At 49.1% G+C, this 26,166-nt stretch carries 23 protein-coding genes; 7 read left to right on the plus strand and 16 right to left on the minus strand.

What is annotated here, in order from left to right; all coding sequences use genetic code 11:
• Positions 1–23 precede the first annotated feature (23 nt).
• The gene (locus ACOQOZ_RS01205; protein WP_420590460.1) at positions 24–4,865 is read left to right on the plus strand and encodes an NAD-glutamate dehydrogenase; all 4,842 of its coding nucleotides are present in this window, start codon (positions 24–26) and stop codon (positions 4,863–4,865) included.
• An 80-nt stretch (positions 4,866–4,945) separates the two neighbouring features.
• Here ACOQOZ_RS01205 and ACOQOZ_RS01210 read toward each other — a convergent pair whose 3' ends face one another.
• Entirely contained in the window at positions 4,946–5,725 is a 780-nt protein-coding gene (locus ACOQOZ_RS01210) for a hypothetical protein (protein ID WP_420590461.1), read from the minus strand.
• A gap of 413 nt (positions 5,726–6,138) precedes the next feature.
• Here ACOQOZ_RS01210 and fadB point away from each other — a divergent pair, with 413 nt between their 5' ends.
• Positions 6,139–8,286, plus strand: coding sequence for a fatty acid oxidation complex subunit alpha FadB (gene fadB, locus ACOQOZ_RS01215; protein ID WP_420592447.1), 2,148 nt, complete (start codon positions 6,139–6,141; stop codon positions 8,284–8,286).
• Positions 8,287–8,310: 24 nt separating this feature from the next.
• Complete coding sequence (gene fadA, locus ACOQOZ_RS01220; RefSeq protein ID WP_420590462.1) at positions 8,311–9,483, plus strand: acetyl-CoA C-acyltransferase FadA; 1,173 nt, start codon at positions 8,311–8,313, stop codon at positions 9,481–9,483.
• A 179-nt stretch (positions 9,484–9,662) separates the two neighbouring features.
• Here the strand turns inward: fadA and ACOQOZ_RS01225 are convergent, their stop codons facing one another.
• Positions 9,663–10,820 (minus strand): aromatic ring-hydroxylating oxygenase subunit alpha, encoded by a 1,158-nt coding sequence (locus ACOQOZ_RS01225; protein WP_420590463.1) that lies wholly within the window; start codon positions 10,818–10,820, stop codon positions 9,663–9,665.
• Between the two features lie 152 nt (positions 10,821–10,972).
• On the opposite strand from ACOQOZ_RS01225, the gene ACOQOZ_RS01230 reads away from it, so the two are divergent.
• A complete protein-coding gene (locus ACOQOZ_RS01230) occupies positions 10,973–11,539 on the plus strand; it encodes a TetR/AcrR family transcriptional regulator (RefSeq protein ID WP_420590464.1) in 567 nt (188 codons plus the stop codon).
• 212 nt (positions 11,540–11,751) lie between these two features.
• On the opposite strand, the gene ACOQOZ_RS01235 is transcribed toward ACOQOZ_RS01230, so the two are convergent.
• Complete coding sequence (locus tag ACOQOZ_RS01235; protein ID WP_420590465.1) at positions 11,752–12,033, minus strand: hypothetical protein; 282 nt, start codon at positions 12,031–12,033, stop codon at positions 11,752–11,754.
• A 96-nt stretch (positions 12,034–12,129) separates the two neighbouring features.
• On the opposite strand from ACOQOZ_RS01235, the gene greB reads away from it, so the two are divergent.
• Both greB and ACOQOZ_RS01245 read left to right on the plus strand, forming a co-directional pair.
• A complete protein-coding gene (gene greB, locus ACOQOZ_RS01240) occupies positions 12,130–12,684 on the plus strand; it encodes a transcription elongation factor GreB (protein ID WP_420590466.1) in 555 nt (184 codons plus the stop codon).
• An 87-nt stretch (positions 12,685–12,771) separates the two neighbouring features.
• Positions 12,772–13,227 (plus strand): hypothetical protein, encoded by a 456-nt coding sequence (locus ACOQOZ_RS01245; RefSeq protein WP_420590467.1) that lies wholly within the window; start codon positions 12,772–12,774, stop codon positions 13,225–13,227.
• 10 nt (positions 13,228–13,237) lie between these two features.
• Here the strand turns inward: ACOQOZ_RS01245 and ttcA are convergent, their stop codons facing one another.
• The 12 genes from ttcA to ccoN all read right to left on the minus strand — a co-directional run bounded on the left by ttcA (position 13,238) and on the right by ccoN (position 24,726).
• A complete protein-coding gene (gene ttcA / locus ACOQOZ_RS01250; protein WP_420592448.1) occupies positions 13,238–14,128 on the minus strand; it encodes a tRNA 2-thiocytidine(32) synthetase TtcA in 891 nt (296 codons plus the stop codon).
• 187 nt (positions 14,129–14,315) lie between these two features.
• Positions 14,316–14,810 (minus strand): hypothetical protein, encoded by a 495-nt coding sequence (locus tag ACOQOZ_RS01255; protein WP_420590468.1) that lies wholly within the window; start codon positions 14,808–14,810, stop codon positions 14,316–14,318.
• Between the two features lie 287 nt (positions 14,811–15,097).
• Positions 15,098–15,859 carry a fumarate/nitrate reduction transcriptional regulator Fnr gene (gene fnr, locus ACOQOZ_RS01260; protein ID WP_420590469.1) on the minus strand — a complete coding sequence of 254 codons (762 nt, stop codon included), beginning with the start codon at positions 15,857–15,859 and terminating at the stop codon, positions 15,098–15,100.
• 83 nt (positions 15,860–15,942) lie between these two features.
• Positions 15,943–16,623 carry a sulfite exporter TauE/SafE family protein gene (locus ACOQOZ_RS01265; protein ID WP_420590470.1) on the minus strand — a complete coding sequence of 227 codons (681 nt, stop codon included), beginning with the start codon at positions 16,621–16,623 and terminating at the stop codon, positions 15,943–15,945.
• A gap of 6 nt (positions 16,624–16,629) precedes the next feature.
• Positions 16,630–16,842, minus strand: coding sequence for a cbb3-type cytochrome oxidase assembly protein CcoS (ccoS, locus tag ACOQOZ_RS01270; protein WP_420590471.1), 213 nt, complete (start codon positions 16,840–16,842; stop codon positions 16,630–16,632).
• A gap of 2 nt (positions 16,843–16,844) precedes the next feature.
• Positions 16,845–19,262: a heavy metal translocating P-type ATPase gene (locus ACOQOZ_RS01275; RefSeq protein ID WP_420590472.1), complete on the minus strand. Its 2,418-nt coding sequence runs from the start codon at positions 19,260–19,262 to the stop codon at positions 16,845–16,847.
• Complete coding sequence (locus ACOQOZ_RS01280) at positions 19,259–19,762, minus strand: FixH family protein (protein WP_420590473.1); 504 nt, start codon at positions 19,760–19,762, stop codon at positions 19,259–19,261. Before ACOQOZ_RS01280 ends, ACOQOZ_RS01275 begins: the two co-directional genes overlap by 4 nt.
• Before the next feature lie 114 nt (positions 19,763–19,876).
• A complete protein-coding gene (gene ccoG, locus ACOQOZ_RS01285) occupies positions 19,877–21,301 on the minus strand; it encodes a cytochrome c oxidase accessory protein CcoG (protein WP_420590474.1) in 1,425 nt (474 codons plus the stop codon).
• 261 nt (positions 21,302–21,562) lie between these two features.
• The gene (ccoP, locus tag ACOQOZ_RS01290) at positions 21,563–22,483 is read right to left on the minus strand and encodes a cytochrome-c oxidase, cbb3-type subunit III (RefSeq protein WP_420590475.1); all 921 of its coding nucleotides are present in this window, start codon (positions 22,481–22,483) and stop codon (positions 21,563–21,565) included.
• Positions 22,484–22,485: 2 nt separating this feature from the next.
• The gene (locus tag ACOQOZ_RS01295; protein ID WP_068656172.1) at positions 22,486–22,665 is read right to left on the minus strand and encodes a CcoQ/FixQ family Cbb3-type cytochrome c oxidase assembly chaperone; all 180 of its coding nucleotides are present in this window, start codon (positions 22,663–22,665) and stop codon (positions 22,486–22,488) included.
• 4 nt (positions 22,666–22,669) lie between these two features.
• Positions 22,670–23,278 carry a cytochrome-c oxidase, cbb3-type subunit II gene (gene ccoO / locus ACOQOZ_RS01300; RefSeq protein ID WP_420590476.1) on the minus strand — a complete coding sequence of 203 codons (609 nt, stop codon included), beginning with the start codon at positions 23,276–23,278 and terminating at the stop codon, positions 22,670–22,672.
• A gap of 14 nt (positions 23,279–23,292) precedes the next feature.
• Positions 23,293–24,726 (minus strand): cytochrome-c oxidase, cbb3-type subunit I, encoded by a 1,434-nt coding sequence (gene ccoN, locus ACOQOZ_RS01305; protein WP_420590477.1) that lies wholly within the window; start codon positions 24,724–24,726, stop codon positions 23,293–23,295.
• Positions 24,727–25,055: 329 nt separating this feature from the next.
• On the opposite strand from ccoN, the gene ACOQOZ_RS01310 reads away from it, so the two are divergent.
• On the plus strand, positions 25,056–25,706 hold the full coding sequence (locus ACOQOZ_RS01310) for an alpha/beta fold hydrolase (protein ID WP_420590478.1): 651 nt from the start codon (positions 25,056–25,058) through the stop codon (positions 25,704–25,706).
• Positions 25,707–25,796: 90 nt separating this feature from the next.
• Here the strand turns inward: ACOQOZ_RS01310 and ACOQOZ_RS01315 are convergent, their stop codons facing one another.
• Positions 25,797–26,078, minus strand: coding sequence for an antibiotic biosynthesis monooxygenase family protein (locus ACOQOZ_RS01315; RefSeq protein WP_420590479.1), 282 nt, complete (start codon positions 26,076–26,078; stop codon positions 25,797–25,799).
• Between the last annotated feature and the right edge of the window lie 88 nt (positions 26,079–26,166).

Here is a 26,166-nt window from a genome sequence, read left to right on the forward strand (position 1 = left end):
GTGTATACAACAAGGACATCTGCATGTTAACGGCATTACATGATCTGATCGCACAACGTAACGAAAGCAGCCAGGTAGAACTGCTGCAAAGCTTTGCGGATTTGTATTATTCCAAGGCACCGATGGACGAGCTGTTGGCGCGTTCGGTAGAAGATGTCTACGGCGCTACTTTATCTTGTTGGCAGCTGCTGCAAACTCGCAAAGCCGGGGAGGCGAAAGTTCGGGTGCTTAATCCGGATTACGAGAACTACGGCTGGCAGTCGTTGCATACGGTTATTGAGATCGTCTGCGATGATGTCCCGTTTCTGGTTGACTCGGTGCGCATGCAGCTGAATAACCGTCAGATGTCCTTACACGCAATTCATTATTGTGTGTTCCATGCCGAGCGCGATAAACAAGGCAAGCTTAAAGGGGGTAAAGATGCCGATCGCTGGCGCAATGCAACCAAACAAAGCAAGCCAGAGGCGATTGTTTACATAGAAATTGACCACCACTCTGACAAGCAAATGCTGGATGATTTGCGTGATGAGTTGTTGTCGGTGCTGGCTGAAGTATCCCACTGTGTTGAGGATTATCCGGCGATTGTTAAAAAAGCCAGCGAAGCGATGAAGCTGGTGGAGAAAAACAAACACTTCAGTGATACCGATCGTCATGAGGCCAAGGCATTTATCGAGTGGCTGATGGATAACCACTTTACCTTCCTGGCGTATGATGAGTTTGAAATTCATCAGGGTAAGAATGACCTGGAAATCTGCCGTGAGGATAAAGAAGACCTTGGGGTTTTCCGCTTCCATAGCGGCCGTAAACATAATATTCCGATTCATGATCTGGATGCCGATGTACAGGAATTTATCGGCCAGAAGCAACTGATCAGCTTTATGAAATCCGGCACCCGCAGTCGGGTTCACCGTCCGGCGTATCCGGACTACGTTATCGTTAAACGCTTTAACAAAGATGGTGATGTGATTGGAGCCATGCGTTTTATTGGCTTGTATACCTCGATTGTTTACATCGAGAGCCCGAATCATATTCCGATCATTCGCGAAAAACTCAAAGACGTAAGACGGTTATCCGGTTTCGATAATCAGGGTCATAGCGGCAAAGAGTTAAACCGTATCCTGGAGGTGTATCCGCGTGACGAGTTGTTCCAATCGGATGCTCAGGAATTAGCGGATACCACCGTTGCGGTATTAAATATTCAGGAACGCCGCCAAACCCGGGTATTTCTGCGCCGGGATCCATACAGTAAGTTCTTATCCTGTCTAACGTACATTCCGCGTGATATCTATAACACTGAGTTGCGAGAGAAAATGCAGCAGGTGCTGGAGTCAGAATTTGCGCCGTTGGATGTCGAATTTAACACGTATTTCTCTGAGTCAATTCTGGCTCGAACACACTTTATGTTGCGTCTGAATCCGGACAAGCCGATCGATTTCGATCCGGGGTTGGTGTCGCGCAAAATTGTTCAGGTCGTACGCTCCTGGCAGGATGATTTACACGAAGCCCTGATCGAACAGGTTGGCGAAGAAAAGGGAAATCACCAGTTCCACCAGTATCGTGAAGCTTTCCCGGCCGGTTATCGCGAAAACTTCTCGGCCCGGACTGCGGTTGCTGATGTTCAGCACATCGATCAGTTATTGGTGCAGCAACCGGGTGAGCTGGCCATGAGCTTCTATCGTGAAATCGAAGAAGACGAAAGCCTGCTGCGTTTCAAATTGTTTAACCGCGATACCATTTTGCCGCTATCAGATGTGATTCCAGTGCTGGAAAATCTGGGGTTAAGAGTATTAGGTGAACACCCGTATGAAATTAATACCGTTGATGGCAATAAGGTCTGGATACACAACTTCCTGCTGAAATACGACTTGTCGGAAACCATCAATATCGCAGAAGTTAAAAGTCTGTTTCAGGAATCTTTCCGTGCAATCTGGCAGGGGAAAGCCGAGAACGATGGTTTCAACCGGTTAGTGCTCGGGGCTAATTTAGGTTGGCGGGATATCGCGTTATTGCGTGGTTATGCACGTTATATGAAGCAGATTCGCTTTGGCATTTCGGAAAGCTATATTGCAGAAACTCTGTGCCGTTATATTCCGATCAGTGCTGGTCTGGTGGACTTATTTCATCAGCGTTTTGGTCTTCAGGACGTCAAAGAAGAAATTCGTCAGGCGAATACTGAGCAGTGCGAACAGAAACTGATCGATGCGCTGGATGATGTTGAACAGCTTAACGAAGACCGAACCATTCGCCGTTACATCGAACTGATTAATGCGACGTTACGGACGAACTTTTTCCAGCCAGAAAATAGCGGTGATGATAAAGACTACATCAGTTTTAAAATTAATCCGGCAGCGATTTCTGACATGCCGTTGCCACGGCCAATGTTCGAGATCTTCGTTTATTCGCCACGGATTGAAGGTGTTCATTTGCGAGGCGGCAAAGTAGCCCGTGGCGGCTTACGCTGGTCGGATCGGACGGAAGATTTCCGTACTGAGGTATTGGGTCTGGTTAAAGCCCAGCAAGTGAAAAATGCCGTCATTGTTCCGGTGGGGGCTAAGGGCGGTTTTGTTGCGAAACAATTACCAAAAGATGGCGGCCGTGATGCCTTTATGGCTGAAGGTGTCGCCTGTTATCAAACCTTTATCAGTGCCTTACTGGATATTACCGATAACCTGGTGGACGGTGATATTGTTCCGCCGAATTGTGTTGTTCGCCACGATGAGGATGATCCATATCTGGTAGTGGCCGCGGATAAAGGCACCGCGACTTTCTCGGACATTGCCAATGAAATTGCGGTCAATCGTGGTTTCTGGATGGGCGACGGTTTTGCTTCTGGAGGCTCCATTGGCTACGACCATAAGAAAATGGGTATCACTGCTCGCGGAGCTTGGGTCTCGGTGCAGCGGCATTTCCGTGAACGTGGGCACAATGTGCAAGAGCAGGATTTTTCTGTTGTTGGCATCGGCGATATGGCGGGTGACGTTTTTGGCAACGGTATGCTGTTGTCGGAGCATATTTGCCTTACTGCTGCGTTTAACCATCTGCATATATTTATCGATCCTAATCCGGATTCAGCCAAGAGTTTTGTCGAGCGTAAACGGCTATTCGAACTGCCTCGTTCCAGCTGGGAAGATTACAACAAAACGTTGATTTCTAAAGGCGGCGGTATTTTCTCCAGAAGCGCGAAAAGTGTTCCTGTCTCTCTGGAGATGAAGCAGGTGTTTGGCATTACCGAAGATCGTCTGCCTCCTAATGATTTAATTAAAGCGTTATTAAAAGCACCGGTAGATCTGATCTGGAATGGCGGTATCGGCACTTATATTAAATCCAGTCAGGAGCAGGACTCTGACGTTGGTGACAAAGCCAATGATGCATTACGGATTAATGGTTCTGAGGTGCGTGCCAAAGTCATCGGTGAGGGCGGTAACCTCGGTGTAACGCAGCTGGGCCGGATTGAATTTGGTTTAAATGGTGGCGCCTCTTACACCGACTTTATCGATAATGCCGCAGGTGTTGATTGCTCTGACCATGAAGTCAATATCAAGATCATGCTGAATGAAATCCTTGATGCCGGTGACCTGACCCGCAAGCAGCGCAATCAGATCTTTATGGATATGACCGATCAGGTTTCTAAACTGGTGTTGAATAATAATTATCGTCAGACCCAGGCGATTGCGCTGGCGTATCGTGATTGTCAGGGGCGCATGGATGAGTACGTGCGTTTGATGCATGAATATGAAAACGCCGGAAAACTGGATCGTGCCCTGGAATTCTTGCCAAACGAAGAAACTCTGGCAGAACGTCGTAGCGAATCTCTGGGATTAACCCGCCCGGAATTATCGGTATTAATCTCGTACACCAAAGCCGATTTAAAAGAAGTACTGAATCATCCGGATATCAGCGGCGATAGCTACATTTCAGATATTCTGAAAACGGAATTCCCACAAGAGCTGGTGGAGCGTTTCTGTGAACCTATGTACCGTCATCGTCTGCGCAGTGAGATTATTGCGACTCAGCTGGCTAACGATATGGTGAATTACATGGGAATCACTTTTGTTAACCGTTTGCGAGACTCCACCGGATCGAATGTCAGTGATATTGCCCGCGCCTTTTTAACGGCACGCGATATTTTTGCTCTGCCGGAATACTGGAACGCCATTGCCACGCTGGATTACAAAATCACCACCGATGTTCAGGAAAGTATGATGGCCGACATGATGCGTCTGGTACGCCGCGCTACTCGTTGGTTCCTGCGTAACCGCCGTGCGACCATTGATATTGGTGCTGAGGTATCTAAGTTTGGCGGACCGGTGCAGAGCATGATGGCGTCTCTCGGTGAAACCCTGAAAGGCTCTGAGCTGGAGCGCTGGCAAGCCGTTTACGATGAGCGCATTGCCGCAGGAGTTCCTGAGCAGTTAGCCGCGGTCACAGCTGGCGCGGCTAATTTATATTCTTCATTGGGCATTATTGAGGCATCAGGTCAGGCTGAGCGTGACCTGCAACAAGTGGCTGAAACCTATTTCGAAATGGGTGAATACCTGTCGCTTAACTGGTTTATGCAGCAGATTAATGCCTTGCCTTCTTCCAGTCATTGGGATGCGTTGGCGCGAGAAACGTTACGTGATGACCTGGACTGGCAGCAGCGTGGGCTGACTGAAGGTATCCTTGCCAGTATGCAGGAAGGTCAGACTTTGCAGCAGGCGGTCGAGCTGTGGGAAGAAGAACAGGCAGTATTGGTTAAACGCTGGCAGCGAATGCTGACAGAACTTAAGAATACCGATCATCTCGAGTTCTCTATGGTGTCTGTGGCACTTCGGGAATTGCTGGACCTGGCGCAATCAAGCCGTCATCAGAAGGCTTGTGATTAACTTCTGGTCGATTCTACAGACATAAAAAAGCCCCGCATTGCGGGGCTTTTTTATGTCTTCAACTGAGTCATCAGATCGAATTACTGAAAGCGTTGCTCCAGCTCATCCAGATGCATCAGAATGCGGTCGTTGTAACTGACAACCAGGAAAGGCACGGTATTTTCGTTATAGTTTTTCACCGATTGCGCCATAAATTTCCATTTGCTGTTAATGCTCTTCAGGATGTTGTTAACCCCTTTATTGGCTAACAAAGCGCGCAGTTCTTCCAGGCCTTTCTGAAAATCATCGGCCATTTGCTCTAAAGAGCGTTCAGAGTTACCCATAAAAACCTGACCCAGGTTGGTGGTGCCACGCGCAGCGTACTGAGAGGTAATTTCTTCCATTAGTAATGCCAGAGAGCGGGCTTTCTGAACGATTGGGGCAGGGGTAATGCCGCTGGTTTCTTTTACCTGCTCATAAGTCATCGTAACTTTTTTCACGATTTCCTGATTAGTACGGCCCATTTCGTCGACCAGACGTACGTTCGGGAAACCCTGAGTCATCATATCTTTGCGGTTGGCCATCAGCAGCTCTTTAAATTCTGACCATTCTGCATTGATGGCTGCCAGGCTGTCTTCAACGCCATTGGCAGAAGCTTGTTCGAGAGCACTTTTCAACGCAACGTCGAATTTTTTCATGCCCTGTTGCATGCGGCGATCGTATTTGGAGTCGGCGTCCAGGCCGGTAAACATATAGAAGTTGGTGACCACGTCGGTGGAGGTCAGGCGCAGTTTCTGCAGGTCGGTCAACAGCTGTTGTGGTGTTGCGAGGGCGATTTGCGTCAGCAAACTCAACGTCAAAACTTGGACGAATCTGATCATTTTGTTTATCTACCGTAGATTTTATTATTTTTGGAATCACTTCTTTTCCGTGGAGTTTATGTGAAAAGACTCGATTCGCCCTAGCCTTAGATACAAAAGGTAACAAAATTGAACAATAAACGCTCATGCGCCAGAAAATAACACCCTCAATCTGTAGGGGATATCACGTATGTGCAAACCCTTGTGCGCAAATTGATCAGCCCGGCTGTGCAATTATGGCCAATCTATTGACTTTCGTCTGGCTTTATCCGAAGGTGTGCAGCACGGATTCAAACGCTCGTATGAATCGGTTGTTTAACTCTGTTGTAACGATAGAGGAGTTAAGTGGCCGGGAGCGTTGGTTCACTCACAAGCAAAATGCTGAATCAGTACTATTCTGATCAGCCCAAGCTAACCCAAGTGGAGATCAGTTGATGATTTACGAAGGTAAAGCCATCACGGTAAATATGATCGAAGGCGGCATCGCCGAATTAAAATTCGATCTGCAAGGCGACTCAGTTAACAAGTTTAACCGTGTTACTTTGGAAGACCTGAAGGCAGCAGTTGAAGCGATTCAAGGCAACAATGACGTTAAAGGTGTACTGGTAACTTCCGGTAAAGACTGCTTTATCGTTGGTGCAGACATCACCGAATTCGGTGACGCGTTCAAAAACAGCGAAGAAGAAATCGCTGCATGGGTGGCAGAAGCCAACCTGGTATTCAACGCAGTTGAAGACCTGAACGTTCCAACTCTGACTGCAATCAATGGCATCGCCCTGGGTGGTGGTTTCGAAATGTGTCTGTCGACTGATATGCGTATCATGTCTGACAAGGCGAAAGTGGGTCTGCCAGAAGTTAAGCTGGGCCTGATGCCTGGTTTCGGTGGTACCGTACGTCTGCCACGTGTTATCGGTGCTGACAATGCGATCGAATGGATCTGCATGGGCGCTGAAAACAAAGCAGAAAAAGCCCTGAAAGACGGCGCTGTTGACGCGGTAGTTGCTGCAGACAAGCTGCAGGAACAAGCAATTGCTATGCTGAAATCTGCTATCGCTGGCGAGATCAACTGGGAAGCTCGTCGCGAAGAGAAGAAATCCAAGCTGCACCTGAACAGCATGGAACAAATGATGGTATTCGAAACCGCTAAAGGTTTCGTAGCGGGCCAGACCAAAGGTCAGTACCCGGCTCCTATCGTTGCGATCAAAACCATGCAGAAAGCGGCTAACGCTGGCCGTGATAAAGCACTGGAAGCGGAAGCAAAAGGTTTCGCTAAGCTGGCTAAAACCACTGAGTCTCAGGCTCTGATCGGTCTGTTCAACAACGACCAGTTGCTGAAGAAAAAAGCCAAAGAATCTGAAAAAGCAGCTAAGCCGACGAACAAAGCGGCAGTATTGGGTGCTGGCATCATGGGTGGTGGTATTGCATACCAGTCTGCTGTTAAAGGCACGCCAATCATGATGAAAGACATCGCTGAAGCCGGTATCGAACTGGGCCTGAGCGAAGCAAACAAGCTGCTGTCTAAGCGCGTTGAGCGTAAGAAGATGAAGCCGCTGGCAATGGGTGAAACTCTGAACCGCATCCGTCCAACTCTGTCTTACGCTGAGTTCGGTGACGTTGACACGGTTGTTGAAGCTGTTGTTGAGAATCCAAAAGTTAAGAAGATGGTTCTGGCTGAGCTGGAAGACAATGTTCGCGAAGACACTGTAATCACTTCTAACACCTCTACCATTTCTATCGATCTGCTGGCTGAAGACCTGAAGCGTCCGGAAAACTTCCTGGGTATGCACTTCTTCAACCCGGTACACATGATGCCTCTGGTAGAAGTTATCCGTGGTAAGAAGACTTCTGAAGAAGCCGTTGCGACTACCGTTGCTTACGCGAAGAAAATGGGTAAAACCCCAATCGTTGTAAACGACTGCCCTGGCTTCCTGGTTAACCGTGTTCTGTTCCCTTACTTCGCTGGTTTCGCTGGCCTGGTACGTGACGGTGCTGACTTCCAGAAAGTCGACAAGGTTATGGAGAAGTTCGGTTTCCCAATGGGTCCTGCATATCTGCTGGACGTTGTGGGTATCGATACCGGTGTTCACGCTAACGAAATCATGGCGGAAGGTTTCCCTGACCGCATGAAGGCTGACTTCAAAACTTCTATGGAAGTAATGTTCGAAAATGAGCGTTATGGCCAGAAGAACGGTAAAGGTTTCTACGTTTACGAAACCGATAAGAAGGGCAAGCCGAAGAAAGTTGTCGACGAGACTACTTACGAGCTGATCAAGCCAGTTGTGGCTGACGCTAAAGACTTCGAAACAGACGAGATCATAGCACGTTGTATGATTCCTCTGTGCATCGAGATCGCCCGCTGTCTGGAAGAGGGTATCGTTGATACTCCTGCAGAAGCAGATATGGGTCTGATCTTCGGTATTGGTTTCCCTCCATTCCGTGGTGGTGCATGTCGTTACATGGATACCGTTGGTATGGCTGAGTTTGTTGCTCTGTGCGACAAGTTCGCTGATCTGGGCAACCTCTACAAACCAACCGATCGCATGCGTGAAATGGCTGCGAACGGCGAAAGCTACTTCGGTTAATTGGCGCACTAGGAGAATTAAACTATGTCTTACAATCCAAGAGACGTTGTCGTTGTTGACGCAGTGCGCTCACCAATGGGTCGTTCCAAAGGTGGTGTATTCCGCAACGTACGTGCAGAGACCATTTCTGCAAACCTGATCAATGCTATGTTCGAGCGTACTGGTGTAAACCCGGCGCTGGTAGAAGACGTGATCTGGGGCTGTGTAAACCAGACTCTGGAACAGGGCTTCAACGTTGCTCGTCAGATCTCTCTGACCTCTGTTGTGCCTAAAGAAGCTGGCGCACAAACTGTTAACCGTCTGTGTGGTTCTGCAATGTCTGCAATCCACACGGCAGCTCAGGCGATTCAGACTGGTAACGGCGATGTATTCGTTGTTGGTGGTGTTGAGCACATGGGCCACGTAAACATGCAGCACGGTTTCGATCATAACCCGGAAGCGTCTAAGTTCTCTGCGAAAGCATCGAACATGATGGGTCTGACCGCTGAAATGCTGGGTAAAATGCACGGCATTTCCCGTCAACAGCAAGACGAATTCGCTGCACGTTCTCACCGTCGCGCTCACGCTGCGACCCTGAACGGCGACTTCAAAAACGAAATCGTACCTATGTACGGTCACGATGCTGATGGCAAAGAAATCCTGGTAACTGAAGACGAAACTATTCGTCCAGAGACTACTGCGGAAAGCCTGGGCAAACTGCGTCCGGCATTCGATCCTAAAGCAGGTACCGTAACTGCAGGTACTTCTTCTCAGATCACTGATGGTGCGTCTGCGATGCTGCTGATGAGCTACGAAAAAGCTCAGGAACTGGGTCTGAAGCCACGTGCTCGTATCCTGGGTATGGCGGTTGCTGGTGTTGATGCTGCGATCATGGGCTACGGTCCTGTTCCTGCGACCAAAAAAGCACTGAAGCGTGCTGGACTGGACGTAACTGACATCGACTACTGGGAACTGAACGAAGCATTCGCTGCTCAGTCTCTGCCATGTGTTAAAGATCTGAAGCTGAAAGACATTGCTGAAGACCGCGTTAACATCCATGGTGGTGCAATCGCTCTGGGTCACCCACTGGGTTGTTCCGGTGCTCGTATCTCTACTACTCTGATCAACGTATTAGAGCAGAAAGAAGCGAAGTACGGCGTTTCTACCATGTGTATTGGTTTAGGTCAGGGTATCGCTACCGTTTGGGAGCGCATGTAATTCCCGGCTTGTGTGCTTGGTAATACTGTGTTGAAAGTGGTTTCAGAATGCTCATGTAGGTGAACTACACTGCGCTTCTTCAACCACTTTCGCCTTGTCTTGCCATCGCACACGGCACCTGATTCAGTTCAGGTAATCAAAAAAACCGGCTTTATTGCCGGTTTTTTTATGCCTGCGATTTATTTGGGATTAAGAAACATATCGGCATTATCTGATTGATAGAAAGTATCAGGTTCGCTGTTAAATAATCTTGATGCCAGGTATTGATGAAAGTCGACCAGAATTCTTTCCATATCGACCAGTTTGCCGCCTTGGGTATGGGTCGAATTCATGCCTCGCTGTACCCGCTCACAAATTGCTTTATCTTCGGCAAAAAAGGCGTCGGTAAATTCCTGCGTTTTTTTATCGTTATAACCCCAGGTGCTTTTCGCAATACCGCCGGAGCGAATAAAACTCTCGTTTTCATTGATCGGTAAAACCTGTATCCAGTCGAAGCCGTAATAAGTCAAAATGCCAACAAAGGAAGGGGGCAGCGACACCAGCACATAGTGGTTATACATTTCCGGATAATCACCACTTAACCATTTCATTAATTTTGATTGTGGCTGGTTAATTTTCCCAGCCGTCAGAGACCATTCGGAGCTGCCAGCCAGATAAAAAGCACCACGCGTTGGTGTTGTGGTTTCCAGCGTTTCTTTGTGCACTTTAAATAAGTGATAACTCTCCATGGCATTTTCCATCGCCAGTTTCCAGTTGCTTTGCCAGTATTCTTCGGCTCCGGTATTGCCGGTTTTAAATTCCGCCAGGTCGAAACCGCTGAGGTAGTCATCAATTCCTTCCAGTCGTTGCATCAGCGATTCGGCTTCAGCATTAAGATTAATAAACAACAGGCCGTGCCAGCTTTCCAGGCGAAATACCGGCAGACAATGTTCCTTCTTGTCCGGTCCGTTTTTCCCTGCCAGAGGGATTGCTTTCAGGTCGCCATTTTTTTCGTAGGCCCAGGCATGATAAGGACAGACAATCAGTTTTTCTGTGGTGCCAAAACCCGTTTCCAGTAACGGAGTTCCTCGATGACGGCATACGTTCGACAGCGCTACAAAGCTGTTATCATCCTGGCGAATAATGGCCAGTGATTCGCCAGCCAGTTCAAAGGCATAATAGCTACCCGCTTCTTTGAGTTCTTGTTCGCAGCAAATAAATACCCAGTCGTTGTGAAAAATCCGACGTGCTTCTTCCTGCCAGACCGCCGGGTTTCGGTATACCTCAAACGGCAGGCAATGCGCTTCTCCCGCTTTGCTGCTGGCTGAAGTCTGATAGTGCTGAAGTAAATCTGACATGGTGAATTATTCCCGGTCTGACAGCCAGGTACCGAAAATAGCCTGGCGTAATAGAGTAACAGGTTAGTAAACCCGCGTTTAACTATCATATGTTTGTCGATGCTCTGATACAATGCTGTTTCATTAGAGTCAGGAAATCATCGTCGACCACTATGAAATATAAAGATGCCAGGGCGAATCGTTCGAGACAGGCGTTATTGGATGCCGGAATACAGCTGTTACTTAAAAACCCGGGTGCGTCATTAAGTCAGGTTGCGGAGCATGCTGGAGTCGGGCGTGCGACCTTGTATCGCCATTTTGATACACGTGAGCAGTTAATTCAGGAAATTGCCCAGGATGCTTTAATCCAGACCGAAGAATTAATGGTACCGATCCGGGAAGCCGAGCTGAGTGGCAGGGAGACGGTAGAAAAAATGTTTCATGCATTGATGCCGATGGCAGACCGGTTCCATTTTTTATTGTCGCTGTGGTCGATAGCCGGTGATGATGCGGAAGTACAGCAAATATACAATCAACAACTTCAGGACTTGTATTTACTGGTCGAAAGAATGCGGGCTGAAGGTCAGGTGTCATCAGGACTGACAACCGACTGGGTGCTGGTGACGATCGATACTCTGATCTATGCCGGTTGGTGGTTAATTGCCGAAGGTAAGTGCACGCCAGAGTCTGCGGCTGACCAGGCGTTGATAACCTTATTTCAGGGTATTACGCCAAAATAGAGATTGGCAGAACACCCTGAATAAATCGGCCACAATGGCCATTAGCCTTAAAGGCTATGCGAAGGAAGATAAATCGCCAGACTGCAAAAAGCGATAAGCAGGATGCCAGCCAGGCCGCTGATCGTATTTTCAATTGTCATAACACAGTCCTTACGAGTGAGATACCTGATCACTTTAATCGAATCCGCTACCATTGTAAATGATAATAAATATCATTTGTGTCTTTGGCGGGTTTTTTCCGGATCCGTGTCTTCGATAAGTTCACGCAGAAAGGCGGGCATTCGCTTTCCTAGCTGATTCAGTCGCGCGGATGACTGACGGTATTTCAGCCGTAACCGAATCAACCAATGACGCACTGCCGGAACCACGCTGACCAGCAGTGACAAACCGACCAGAATACTCACTAATCCCAGTGGTATGGGCAATGGAGTAATCACGATTCCTAATAAAATCAGCAGGATAGCTGCGGTAAATTTTGCACTGCGCTTGATCATTCGGCTATAAAGAGTCCTGAAAGAGAGCCACTGTTACACAGTCTTATTGCGATGCTGTGACGGCAGTTACCCGGAATTAGAGAAATGGTCTGATTTATGAGTGACCCAAATAAAAAACCACTGCCTAAGCGTAGTCTGTTAATCACTCCGGAAGGAGAGCAAGCGCTGCGGGAAGAGCATGACTATTTATGGAGGGTAGAGCGCCCGAGAGTTACCCAGCAGGTTTCTGATGCGGCAAAGCTGGGTGATCGCTCTGAAAATGCCGAGTACATCTATGGTAAAAAACGTTTGCGCCAGATTGATAGCCGGTTACGTTTTTTGCGTAAGCGTATGGAGGCATTGACGGTGGTTGACCGTGAACCCGCCGACAAACACAAAGTGTATTTTGGTGCCTGGATTGAGCTGGAAGATGATGATGAAGAATTATACCGTTATCGAATTGTCGGTGAGGATGAGATAGATCTGAAGCGTGGTTATATCAGTGTGGACGCGCCACTTGCTCGTGGATTGATGGGGAAGGAATTGGATGACGAAGTCGAAATTCGTCTGCCAAAGGGCATTGAAAACTACTGCATCGTAGCGGTGAGCTACAGCAAACCCGATTGGGATCAGGGCGAACGACAAGGTCATCGCTGGGCCGATAATCATTAACACCCGGTAAATAAAGTTAACGAAATCCTCCCCTGTTGCCGATAGCCAGATTAGTAGCAGCTGCTAGTCTTATTGCAGGAGGGTTTTATGTCCAAACTTGTTTATCTGTTTGCTGGCCTGTTTGTGAATAGCGCCGTGCTGGCTAACAACAACGCCACACCGCTGAAAGATGTCTACAAATTGCCGGTCTGGGTTGATCAGGTTCAGCGTGTCTGTCCCTGGAAGTCAAAGGCCGGGAGTGGTTATGTACGCATGATTCGCACAGAAGTGGATGGCCGTCATGGCTTGTTTCTGCAATGGGTGCGAAAAGGCATTGCCGGTGCTCCTACTCAACCAACATCGACAGTTCTTGTTGAAGAACTGACCCATGAATTTCCGGTAAGGCTGGAAATGCCCAAAGCAAAGTTGTTACCGAATAGTTGCCAGCTGTCGGCAACGGCGGAAAATATTAATACAGAACGACGTTATATGATGACGTTTACGCTGAAGGGGCCGGGTAGCTACGATATGCAGGTTACCCGTTTGTATGAAGGTGGACTGTAGGGATTGCTGCTTAGTCCACCTGAACAACGTCCAGTAAATTCAGGTTTTTCCCCAGGTGTGGACCTTCCTGCTGCTCCTGCAGGCCTTTGAAGTCGAACAGATTCGTATCACCCAGCTGTGATGGGGCAACATTACATACCGCAGCAAAGATATTCTCACTGCGGCCTGGCTGGTCTTTATCCCATTGCGCCAACATTTGTTTAATATTCTGACGTTGCAGGTTTTCCTGAGAGCCACACAGATTGCACGGAATGATCGGAAATTCTTTAGCTGTTGCGAATTTCTCGATGTCCTTTTCTTTGCAATATGCCAGCGGGCGAATCAATACATGACGTTTATCATCGCTCAGCAATTTTGGTGGCATCGCTTTTAATTTACCGCCGTGGAACATATTCAGAAACAGCGTTTCGATAATGTCATCGCGGTGATGACCCAGAGCAATCTTGTTTGCGCCGATCTTTTCAGCAAAGCCGTAAAGGGTACCGCGGCGCAGGCGTGAACACAGGCTGCAAGTGGTTTTACCTTCAGGAATTATGTCTTTAACAACGCTGTACGTGTCTTTTTCGACGATGTGATAAGGCACACCAATGGATTCCAGATACGCTGGCAAAACTTCTTCAGGAAAGCCGGGTTGTTTCTGATCCATATTCACGGCAACCAGTTCAAACTTCACAGGAGCACTTTTTTGCAGGCTCATCAAAATGTCGAGCATGGTGTAGGAGTCTTTACCGCCGGACAGGCACACCATGATCTTATCGCCATCCTCGATCATATTGTAATCTTCGATGGCCTTACCGACATTACGACGAATGCGCTTTTGCAACTTGTTAAAGTTGGTTTTTTGTTTGCGTTCTGCGAGTGGGTCAACAGGAGTTTCCGCTGACTGCTCGGGCTGATTCATGGTTGCAGGATCAAAAGTGGCAACGTCTTGCATGGCAGGGTACTGCTCCTGGAGTATTGTGCGGGCCAGCTGGCCGATTAAGCAGGGCTTTATATCAAAAACTGGCTACTCAGGAAACTACTGTAAGGGTGGGAGTAACGATCGACAGTGGAATTCAGATTCTTTCCGGCTGTATTGACGCCCGGTCTCAAGCGACCTGTTCAACGCCTTCCACCAGCAACCGATAGTTATTGATAAAATGTTCACAGGTTGCATCGGATTTGGGGTGATAAAAGCGTTTCCACAGTTTTGCCAAAGTTTCGATATCGGCATCTGCTGGCAAGTCAAATTCCGGGTGGCGGATGTAACTCATCCAGGCAATGGCAGTGGCGTAGGACAAATTTGTGGTCAGCTCGGCATGCGGATGATCGAGAAAGTCACGCTGGCTTGCGAGGCCACGGACCACGCTGGCAAGATCCGGTTGCTGGGCAAGGAAGTCATCCCAGATATGGCGATGAGTTAAACCGTGAATCTGATAAATCCCCAGACCTTTTTGTCCGGAAGTTTTTATATGAGAGCCCATCGCCGATTCTTGAGCAGCAGTTCCCAGCAGCAGTTTTAATGCGGCTTTGTTTGTAATCTGCAAACGTTGCAGTGTGGGTTTGATGACCCAGCGTTTCAGTTCCTGCGTGCAAATTCCCATAATCAGTCCTCTGTGTCCTGGCATTGCAGGTCAATTGATTGTTTGACAGTCAATCGGCCGAGTGGGTGCATTACTACCTTAGAAGAACTTTGTTAGTGCTGCCCCGTTTATATTCAAATAATCGACGTCAAAAACACGAATTCCGACTAAAGTTTGAGCATGTCTTATGCCAATAGCGGAAAAGAAGGGGCGTTAGTCAGGTGATGTGCTTATTTCAGGTTTTTTATCAATATTCTCCAGGCAATAAAAAACCCGGACTAGCCGGGTTTATTTGTATCAGGCAAAACTTATTCGTCTTCGTGACCACATTCGTCTTCAGACACCAAACCAGCCAACTCATTTAAGGTATCCAGATCCTGCAGGATAATTTCTTTACCCTGAGTTTCGATCATGCCGTTTTTCTGGAAACGGGTGAATACACGGCTAATGGTCTCAACGGCCAGGCCAAGGTGATTACTGATATCCACCCGTGACATTGGCAGACGGAAATGGGTCGCAGAGAAACCACGACGGGCATAGCGGGTGGAAATGTCCATCAGGAAGGACGCAACACGCTCTTCTGCATTTTTCTTGCTCAGCAGCAGCATCATATTCTGGTCGTGGCGAATTTCTGTGCCCATCGTGCGCATCAGCTGCTTGCGCAGATCCGGCAGTTCATCCGCCAGTTCATCCAGCTGGCTCAATGGAATTTCGCAGACGGTGGTGGTTTCCAGTGCTTTTGCCGACAACGGATAAAAGTCGTTGTTGTAGCCAGCCAGGCCCACCAGTTCACTGGCTAGATGGAAGCCAGTAATCTGCTCTTCACCATTAGATGCCAGCGTGTACGTTTTTAATGCGCCGGTACGCACGGCAAAGACCGACTGAAACGGCTCACCTTGCTGAAACAACAACTGGCCTTTCTGAATAGGGCGACCACGGCGGATAATATCGTCGAGACGTTCCATATCGTTATCGTTGAGCGATAACGGCAGACACAACGCATTTAATGAGCAGGTCTGGCAATGGGGTTGAGTACCACGTAGTGGTGTAGTTGATATTGAAGATTTCATAACGCGTCCCGAATCACAACTCCATAGCTACAGAGTTATTGGGTTGAGGCAAAAAAACTGGCCCTATGTTCCTAGTGACAGAGCTATCTGTCAAGAATTGGCAACCATACAGAACTGATCGTCCATAATCCGTAACCAATTAGCAGCATGCCTGCGGCTTGTTTTGTTACCTGATGATTTAAAAATCGACTCAGACTTGCCGCCGCCAGGCTACCGGCAAACAGCGCAGGCAATGTACCCAGACCAAATGCCGCCATGGTTGTTGCCCCCATCAGTGGATCGCCATTGGCTGCCACCCAACTGAGAGTGCTGTATATCAGACCACAAGGCAGCCATCCCCAGACCATTCCCAGAGCAAATCGGGAGCTCAGGCTGGTTTTGCCCATCAGCTTACCGGCGCTCGGTTGAATACGTTTCCAGAACCATTGGCCTGCCTGCTCAACCCGCGTTAGCCAAGTGGCCCAACGCGCGACATAAAGCCCCATTAACACCAGCATAACGCCGGCCAGGGAGCGCAGCAGCAATAACAGTGTGTCGTGTTGTTGTTGCAGCCAGAGGCCGGCCAGGCCAACCAGGCCACCGGCAAAGGTGTAAGAGCTGATGCGGCCGAGGTTGAACGCAAGAATGGCGGAAAATTTGCCGCTACTGGCGGTGGCGCTGTTGTTACCGACCGCTGCCGCTATGCCGCCACACATGACCAAGCAATGGCTGGCACCAAACAAACCGATCAGCAGGGCGGTTATCAGCGAAAGTGGTTCAACCATTGGCCGTTACTCGGAATCTTGAGTCTGACTGTTTTTGGCTTCGGGCGTTTGTGGCTGTTTGGCCGATGGCGCTTCCGGCTCGTCATCATCAAACAGGATTTTGTGCGCCGGTGAATCCATATCATCGAATTGACCGCTGCGCACTGCCCAGAAGAAGATACCAATGGCAATGCTCAACAGCACCAGTGATAGCGGTACCAGGACGTAGATAATATCCATAATTAGTTTCCGGAGTGTTTGCGCGCCAGACTTGTCAGACGCAGGGCATTACTAACAACCAGCAGAGAGCTGAATGCCATACCAATGGCCGCTGCCCATGGCGGAATTAAACCAATCGCGGCCAGTGGCAGAGCCAGCAGATTATACAGCAATGCCCAGGCAATATTCTGGCGAATAATGCGGTGTGTTGCCGCACTGCCATCAATTGCTGTTAGCAGCACTTCTAAGCGGCCATTGGTCAGAATGGTATCAGCATTGGTCTTGGCCAGGTCGGTAGCTTCGTTCACCGCCAGCGATATATCGGCACCCGCAAGTACCGGCACATCATTGATGCCATCACCAGCCATTAAGATCCGTTCGCCATTCGCTTGCCATTGTTTAACGGCTGCTAGTTTCTGTTCCGGGCTCACGCCAAACTGCAAGTCGTCGATACCGAGCTGTTCCGCGACATATTGCCCGGACTGGCTCGGATCGCCGGTCAGCAGCGCCGTTTTGATGCCTCGTTGCTGTAAACCTGCCAGTAAGCGATAAGATGATTTGCGCAATGAGTCGTTAATCTGAATCCACGCCAGTGGTTGTTCATCACTGGCAAGTAACAACCATTGTCCTTGTTGGTTGGCTTCGGGAGGCGTTATTTCTTCGTGCCAGGCAAAAGCAGGGTGGCCGAGCCGAAGCGTCTGTTGTTGCCAGTTGCCCTGAATCCCTTGTGCAGGAATCTGTTCGATGTCTGTTACGGTTTCCGGGGCGATATCACGAAACGCTTTGGCGATTGGATGGCTGGAATGCTCTTCCAGTCCGGAAGCCAGTGCCAGAATCTGCTGCTGATTAATATCGGCCAGAGGGATTACCTGCTCCAGCGTCAAGCGGCCAAGTGTCAGAGTGCCGGTTTTATCAAATACGACGCGGTCGATCTGAGGCAATGTTTCCAGAACATGGCCTTTACTGATTAATAAACCTGCCTCACGAAGGGCGGCGGTGGCCGCCGTTAGTGCCGTTGGCGTTGCCAAAGACAGTGCGCAAGGGCAGGTGACAACCAGTACCGATAACGCGATAAAGAATGCGTGCTCATTTCCCTGCCAGGCCCAGAAACCAAATACTGAGCCTGAAATCAGCAGAACTGCTGCGACAAAACGACTGGCGATCCGGTCGGCCAATAGCGCAATCTGTGGCTTCTCCTGTTGCGCACGATCCATTAAACGCATAATGGTTGAAAGCTGTGCTTCAGCGCCGGTGGCGGTGACTTTCATCAACATCGGGCTTTCGACATTGAAGGTACCACCAATCAGGCTGTCGCCCGGTGACTTGGTTAATGGCAGGTATTCGCCGGTCAATGCGGCTTCGTCGACCGAGCTTTGACCTTCAATAACCTCGCCATCTGCCGGGATCGCATGGCCGGGCTTCAGGCGCAGAATATCACCGACACGAATTTCTTCGCTGCTGATGACATGGTCGTCTTCACCTTCAACAACCTTCAGAGCGACGTTGGGCAGCAACGTCATCAGATTGTTACCGGCTTTCCCCATACGATGGCGGGCGCGCATTTCCAGATAGCGGCCTAGCAGTAGAAAGAAGGTGAACATACAGACGGAATCAAAATAGACTTCAACGCCCTGATTGAAGGTGCTCCAGATGCTGGCGCCAAAAGCCAGCAGAATGGCCAGTGAGACCGGTACATCCATGGTCAGGTGGCGGGTTTTCAGATCGCGGATGGCGGCCATAAAAAACGGTTTGGCACTGAACAGTACAACCGGCAGGGTCAGCAACATGGCGGCAAAGCGCATAAAGACTTCATATTGTGCCGCCATACCCACGTAAAGAGGCACAGACAGCATCATCACCTGCATCATGCCGATGCCGGCTACGGCCAGACGACGGATGGCTTGTTTACCTTCCCGGGTGCGTTGCTCTTCTTGCTCCGTAGCGGAAAACGGTGACGCGCGATAACCAAGGCGGTAAATGGCTTCGACCAGATGGGAGACCGGAACCTTATCGTAGTTCCAGCGAATCACAAGGCGATGGTTCGATAAGTTAAGTACCGCGTTATCAACTCCATCAAGTTGATTCATACGGTGTTCGATCAGCCAGGCGCACGCAGCACAGCTGATGCCATCGATGATCAGAGTGGCTTCTGCTAAATCGCCATTACGGGCGACAAAGTTGCGCTGTAATGCTTCCGAGTCATAAAGCTTGAGAGTATCACGCGCAGTCAGATCCTGATCATCACCGTCAGCCGGAGATAACTCGGGTAACTCAGTTCTGTGTTTGTAATAGTCTTTCAGGCCGCTGGCGATAATGGTTTCAGCAACGGCCCTACAGCCCGGGCAACACATGGGTTGTTGCTGTCCGTCAATTTCAGTCGACCAGCGATCGCCTTCGTCGGTGAGCTCACCGCAGTGAAAACAGCTTTGATGTGTACTCATTTGGAGCTAAGCGCAACTTCCTTACCGGCTTCGATAAAAGGATAAGCACGGATACGCCAGCCCTGATCCAGGCTGTCCAGCCAGATACGACGTTTGCCTGGCAGAGACATATCATTTACGCCGGCATAGCTGCCATCGGCCATTTTTTGTAATAGCAGAACCTGGTCCTGATCTTCCAGTGTTGGGTGAATCAGGGTCATTTTTAAGGTGTGTGGGTATTCGTCCAGATAACCATCGATGGTCACACGCACTTCATCTTCGGTGAAAATAGCGCTTCCGTTAACCTGCAGACGTTTGGCTTTCTTGTCTGACTCCTGATCCTGCGTGTAAGCCATGCCATCTTTGTAATAGCTATCGCTTACCAGAGAATCTTTACCACTGAGCGCCGCGGATAACATCACGCCACCCCAGATAACGGCAATAATCGGGATTCCGGCAACCAGCAGCATATAAGGCTCCTGATACCAGCGGGTAATGCGTTCTTGATTCTCAGGTTTCATCCGGACTCTCTTTGTGGTTATACAGCGCTAATCGCTATCGGGTAGCGGCTACCTATAAAAAAACCGCCCAAGTTTAACGACTTGGGCGGTTGTGCTCTAGCACTTTGCGTTTATTTACTGACGCGGCGCAATGAATCGACTCTCTTCCCGTGCGACTTCTTCGCCAGTCGTTTTATTGACCACAACAAACTCGATAATTGTCTTGCTGCTCTTCAGTGGATGCTCAGCCGGGTCGAGCTCCAGAGTCAGGGCAATCTCTTCCAGGTCGTTCACATCCAGCTGGTAGGTCGTTGGTACATTCATGGTTGCACCGTTCAGGCCTTCCATCGACAGTTCATACGTGTGTGGTGTCTGACTCATGTTCATCAATTTCAGATAATACGAGTTTTTCACTGTATCGTTTGGTGTTAGCTGGTAGAGCGAACCACGACTGCGCTCAATATCCAGTTCAAACGGCGTGCGGCTGATCATAGAGTAAGTGAAGCCACCGATCATCAATGACAACATCACGGCATAGCCAACCAGACGCGGACGGAAGAAGTGTGTTTTCTGGCCTTCCAGTTCATTTTCTGTGGTGTAGCGAATTAAGCCACGCGGCATTTCCAGCTTGTCCATCACAGAATCGCAAGCATCGATGCATAATGCACAACCGATACATTGATACTGCATGCCATCGCGAATATCGATACCGGTAGGGCATACCTGAACACACAAAGAACAGTCGACGCAGTCACCAGGTTTCTCGTTGCGTGCTTCCATTTCAGCCAGTTTTTTCTTGCTGCGGTGCATGCGTGGCTCACCACGATTCGGGTCGTATGAAACGGCTAGAGTATCGCGGTCATACATCACTGACTGGAAGCGGGCATATGGACACATATAGATGCACACCTGCTCGCGCATCCAGCCTGCATTGATATAAGTTGCTGCGGTGAAAAAAGCGATCCAGAAAACCCCCCAGCCATTCACGTCGAAGGCCAGCATATCGGGGATCAGATCATAAATCGGGGTGAAGTAACCAACAAACGTGACGCCGGTCCAGAAGGCGATCACCAGCCAGGCGATGTGTTTTATTGCCTTTTTACGGAATTTGGTCAGCGACATTTTTTCTTTGTCGAGCTTAATACGCTGGTTGCGTGTGCCTTCAGCGCGTTCTTCAATCCACATGAAGATAAACGACCAGGCGGATTGCGGACAGGTGTAACCACACCAGAGACGGCCAGCCAGATTCGTGACGGTAAATAAACCGTAGGCGGCAATAATCAGCAGGGCTGCGAGCAGCGGGAAATCCTGAGGCCAGAAGGTCAGGCCAAATACGTGGAATTGGCGTGCGGGTAAATCAAACAGCACCAGCTGCTTTCCTTCCCAGCTCAGCCAGGCGGTACCGAAATAGGCCAGCATTAACGCCCATAGGGAATAGGTACGGATTTTCTGGAAAAAACCTTCGACTTCACGGACGTAAATTTTTTCCCGTTTTTGGTACATGCTTTGGGATTGGTTTGGGGCTTTGGGCGTAACGTCCTTAACCGGAATATTACTCATAGTGGCAAATCACCTTGGTTGTGTACTCTCTGTGATGCTTTTACCTGGCCCAATGGTCTGGTAGCACTCTTAATCACTTGGCCCTGTGGCAGGCTCTTGTACTATTCGTTGTTCAGGATTTCCTTATATAACGCATTAATTATATAGCGAAAAGTACGGTGCTTATAACGAAAAAAGCGGCATTGAGCCGCTTTTTTCTGGTTTTCTTGTCTTAGCTCAACCTTCAGTTTAGACAGCTAAATTGAAGGCTGAACTAACATCTTACTTCTGAGACAGAGAGTAGATGTAAGCAGATACCACGTGTACTTTCTGAGCTGAGTTAGTATCCCATATCTCACCGAAAGCAGGCATCTTACCGTTACGACCATTCTTCAGAGTGAAGGCGATGTCCTTCGAAGAACCACCGTACAGCCATACGTCGTCAGTCAGGTTTGGCGCACCAACATAGATGCTACCGGAACCGTCAGCGCCGTGACATGCCATACACAGTTGCTGGTACTGCGGAGCAGCACGCTCAGCACCGGCTTCATCGTGCTTCAGACCAGACAGGCTACGAACGTAAGCTGTCATATCAGCAACACCTTGCTCGCCCAGAACAGGACCCCAGGCTGGCATTGCGCCCTGACGACCGTGAGTGATGGTTTGTACGATCTGCTCCGGAGAACCGCCGTATAACCAATCGTTGTCGGTCAGGTTAGGGAAGCCTTTAGTACCTGTTGCATCAGTTTGGTGACAGATGGTGCAGTTGCTCATGAATAAGCGCTTACCGGTTTCCATCGCTTCAGCATTTTTTACCAGCTCTGGAATTGGCGTTGCCGCATATTTGTTGAACAGAGGTGCAACGTCTTTTTCGAACGCCTGAACTTCCGCTTTCCACTGGTTTTCAGAGGTCCAGGTCACTTGCTCGCCGTCAACTTCAACAGTCAATAGACCGTTCCAGTTACCCAGGCCATATACACCGATATAACCAAAGCCAAATGCAATAGTGGCCCAGAACATCATTACCCACCAGCGAGGTAGCGGGTTGTCCAGTTCCTGAATGCCATCGTATTCGTGGCCGGTAGTTTGGTCAGTTTCTTCTTTACGTTGGCCGCGGCTGGTGTACTGGATCAGTACGCCGCAACCAATGATGGATCCGATTACAATAACCGCAACCCACACTTGCCAAAAAGTGCTTAACATATCTATTTACTCCGATCGTTATCGTCGTGCGGTGGCATTCCGTCATCGTTATTCAGAAACGGAATCTGAGCGTCGTCTTCAAAACGCTTCTTACGGCTGGAGCCATAGGCCCACCAAATCACCGCACTAAAAGCTATCAGGGCGAATACGGAGCCCAAACCGCGCACGTCGTTAATGTCCATGGGATTACCGCTTAGTGATCACTGTGCCCAGCTGCTGCAGGTAAGCAACCAGAGCTTCGATTTCAGTTACACCGTCAACTGCCGCTTTTGCGCCCTCGATGTCTTCATCGGTGTAAGGAACACCAACCAGACGCAGAGCTTCCATCTTGCGAGGAGTCAGACGACCATCAACTTTATCTTCGAATAACCATGGGTACGAAGGCATAACAGACTCAGGTACAACATCACGAGGGTTGTACATGTGCGCACGGTGCCATTCGTCGGAGTAGCGACCGCCAACACGTGCCAGATCAGGACCGGTACGCTTAGAGCCCCACAGGAATGGGTGTTCGTAAACGAACTCACCAGACACAGAGTAAGGACCATAACGCTCAGTCTCAGCACGGAACGGACGAATCATCTGGGTGTGACATACGTGACAACCTTCACGGATGTAGATGTCACGACCTTCCAGCTGCACTGCGTTCAGTGGTTTCAGACCTTCAACCGGAGTGGTTGTGTCTTTATTGAAGAACAGTGGAACGATTTCAGCCATACCACCCCAGCTCAGGGCGATGACAATCATCACCACCATGAGTGGTAAGCTGCGTTCAATATCATCATGCTTAATCATAATTCTCTTACTCCTTATGCCTGAGCTGGTGCTGCGTTAGCGGCTTCTTTCTTGGCATCACGAACCGTCATGTAGACGTTGTATGCCATAACCAGCATGCCCACCAGGAACAGTCCGCCACCAATGGTACGAACGATGTAGCCAGGAACAGAAGCTTCTACTGATTCAACGAAGCTGTAAGTCAGGGTGCCGTCAGCGTTAACCGCACGCCACATCAGACCTTGCATAATACCGTTCACCCACAGAGCAGCGATGTACAGTACAGTACCGATAGTTGCCAGCCAGAAGTGTGTGTTGATCAGTTTAATGGAGTACATGTCACCGGCTTTGCGGCCGAACATGATAGGAATCAGGTGGTACAGAGCACCGATAGAAACCATCGCAACCCAACCCAGAGCACCAGAGTGTACGTGACCAATGGTCCAGTCGGTGTTGTGAGACAGTGCGTTTACCGTTTTGATCGACATCATCGGGCCTTCGAAGGTAGACATACCGTAGAAAGACAGAGATACAACCAGGAAACGCAGAATAGGGTCGTTACGCAGTTTGTGCCATGCGCCAGACAGCGTCATCATACCGTTGATCATACCACCCCAGGACGGAGCCAGCAGGATCAGAGACATAATCATACCTGCAGTCTGAGCCCAGTCAGGCAGTGCAGAGTAGTGCAGGTGGTGACCACCAGCCCAAACGTAGATAGAAATCAGTGCCCAAAAGTGAACGATCGACAGACGGTAAGAGTAAACCGGACGACCCGCTTGCTTTGGCACGAAGTAGTACATAATACCCAGGAAGCCCGCTGTCAGGAAGAAACCTACCGCGTTATGACCCCACCACCACTGGATCATGGCGTCGATTGTGCCAGGCCAGATTGAGTAAGACTTAGTCAGGGATACTACTGTTGGCAGGTTGTTACCGATGTACAGGATAGCAACCATGATCATGAAGGCAGCGAAGAACCAGTTAGCTACATAGATGTGAGCTTCTTTACGGTTTGCAACGGTACCCAGGAAGTTGATGATGTAGGCAACCCACACCAGCGTAACCATAATATCGATTGGCCATTCCAGCTCAGCGTATTCTTTCGCAGACGTCATACCCAGAGGCAGAGTGATTGCGGCCGCAACGATAATGGCATTCCAACCCCAGAAGGTGAAAGACGCCAGTGTGTCTGAGAACAGACGGGTGCGACAGGTACGTTGAACAATGTAGTAGGAGGTTGCAAATAAAGCAGAACCACCAAAGGCGAAAATAACCGCATTAGTGTGCAGTGGACGTAAACGGCCAAAAGACAACCAAGGGGTATCAAAGTTTAAAGCAGGCCATGCCAGCTGAGCAGCGATTAATACACCGACTGCCATGCCAACAATGCCCCAAACTACAGTCATGATGGCAAATTGTCTTACCACCTTGTAGTTGTACTCGGGATGGTCAAATGCTGTGCTCATGATCATATTCCATTTAACAGCGAGGGTTGAGGGTTAAAAAATCGGTGCGACATTATCTGTGCGTTCATTGCTATTTGCAATCAAAGTCAGAAAAAACGCCTGATTTTCAGCAGCTTAAGCCACATTTTTTGTGATTATATGCTCGCCATTGAGAACGGCTCTCAACACCATTGCTCCCAATCAAGCTATCACCGTGTCGAACCAGCTTAGCCGAGGCTGACAACTTTCTTCGACACAGTGCATATTAAATTGGTGGTAGGTCAAAATATTGATATAAAGCAATAGTTTCGCCGAAGCAGGCAGGAAATCTCCTTATAAAACCAAAGGTTATGACTAGAGAAGAGATGCTGATGGAAGACTGGTTAACCGATGGTGAGAAAAAGAATCCGTTAGTCATTCTGGCACACGGTGCGGGAGCGGGCAGTGACAGTGACTTTATGCAGCAAATGGCGCAATTGTTGGCTGCCAGAGGGCTGTATGTTGTGCGGTTCGACTTTCCATACATGCTCAAGCGTCGTGAGGACGGTAAAAAGCGACCGCCTGATCGTGCTCCTAAACTGCTGGAAGCGTATCGCGCCGTTATCGCTGAATTCGATCGCCCTTGTGTGATTGCTGGCAAATCCATGGGCGGGCGCATGGCGAGCCTGATCGCTACCGAAGAAGAGGTATCCGCTCAGGTGAAAGGCTGCGTTGCGCTTGGGTATCCGTTTCATCCTTTGGGGAAACCCGAAAACCTCCGGATTGACCATTTACAGTCGATCGAACTGCCGATGCTTTTTCTGCAGGGCGTGCGCGATAAAATGGGAAGCTTCGAAGAAGTCAGCGGTTACCCTCTGTCGGAAGAGCTTGAGATTCAATGGCTGTTTGATGGTGATCATGACCTGAAGCCGAGAAAGGCCAGCGGAATCAGTCATCAGCGTAATCTTGAAGCAGCAGCTGAAGCGGTTTGTGCTTTTGTTAAGGACGTTCTGGCTGACTGATTCTGCGAAGTCGCGATTAAAAAATCGTAACGGATGACGAGATTGGTGCCCTGTAACAACAGGGCACCTGACTTATTGTTTATTTATTGTTCAAGCGGTTAATACAGTAATTTTTTCCTGCTGCTCGAGAATTGGTTGAATGGAACCAATCACATCCTGACGCGCCTGAGAGTGAGACCAGTTATTCCAGGCTTCAACACTCTGCCAGTTGGTAATGATAATACGGTGGTTTTTATTGCTGGCGTCTTTGTAAGAAGCGCCGGAAATATAACCGTCGGCCTCAAGAATGGCACGCAGTGTATTTTTTACGGCATTTTCATAGGTGCTTTCCATACCGTCAGCAATAACGCGTTCAATAATTACCTTAATCATTTTCTTGTTTCCTTATTTCGATGAAGACAGACGACGAGTGTTTGCACGCTTTCAGCATATAAGCATAGTGGATTGTGATGGTGAGTTG

The organism is Bacterioplanoides sp. (assembly GCF_965219715.1).
In the GTDB taxonomy this organism is placed as follows: Bacteria; Pseudomonadota; Gammaproteobacteria; order Pseudomonadales; family Oceanobacteraceae; genus Bacterioplanoides.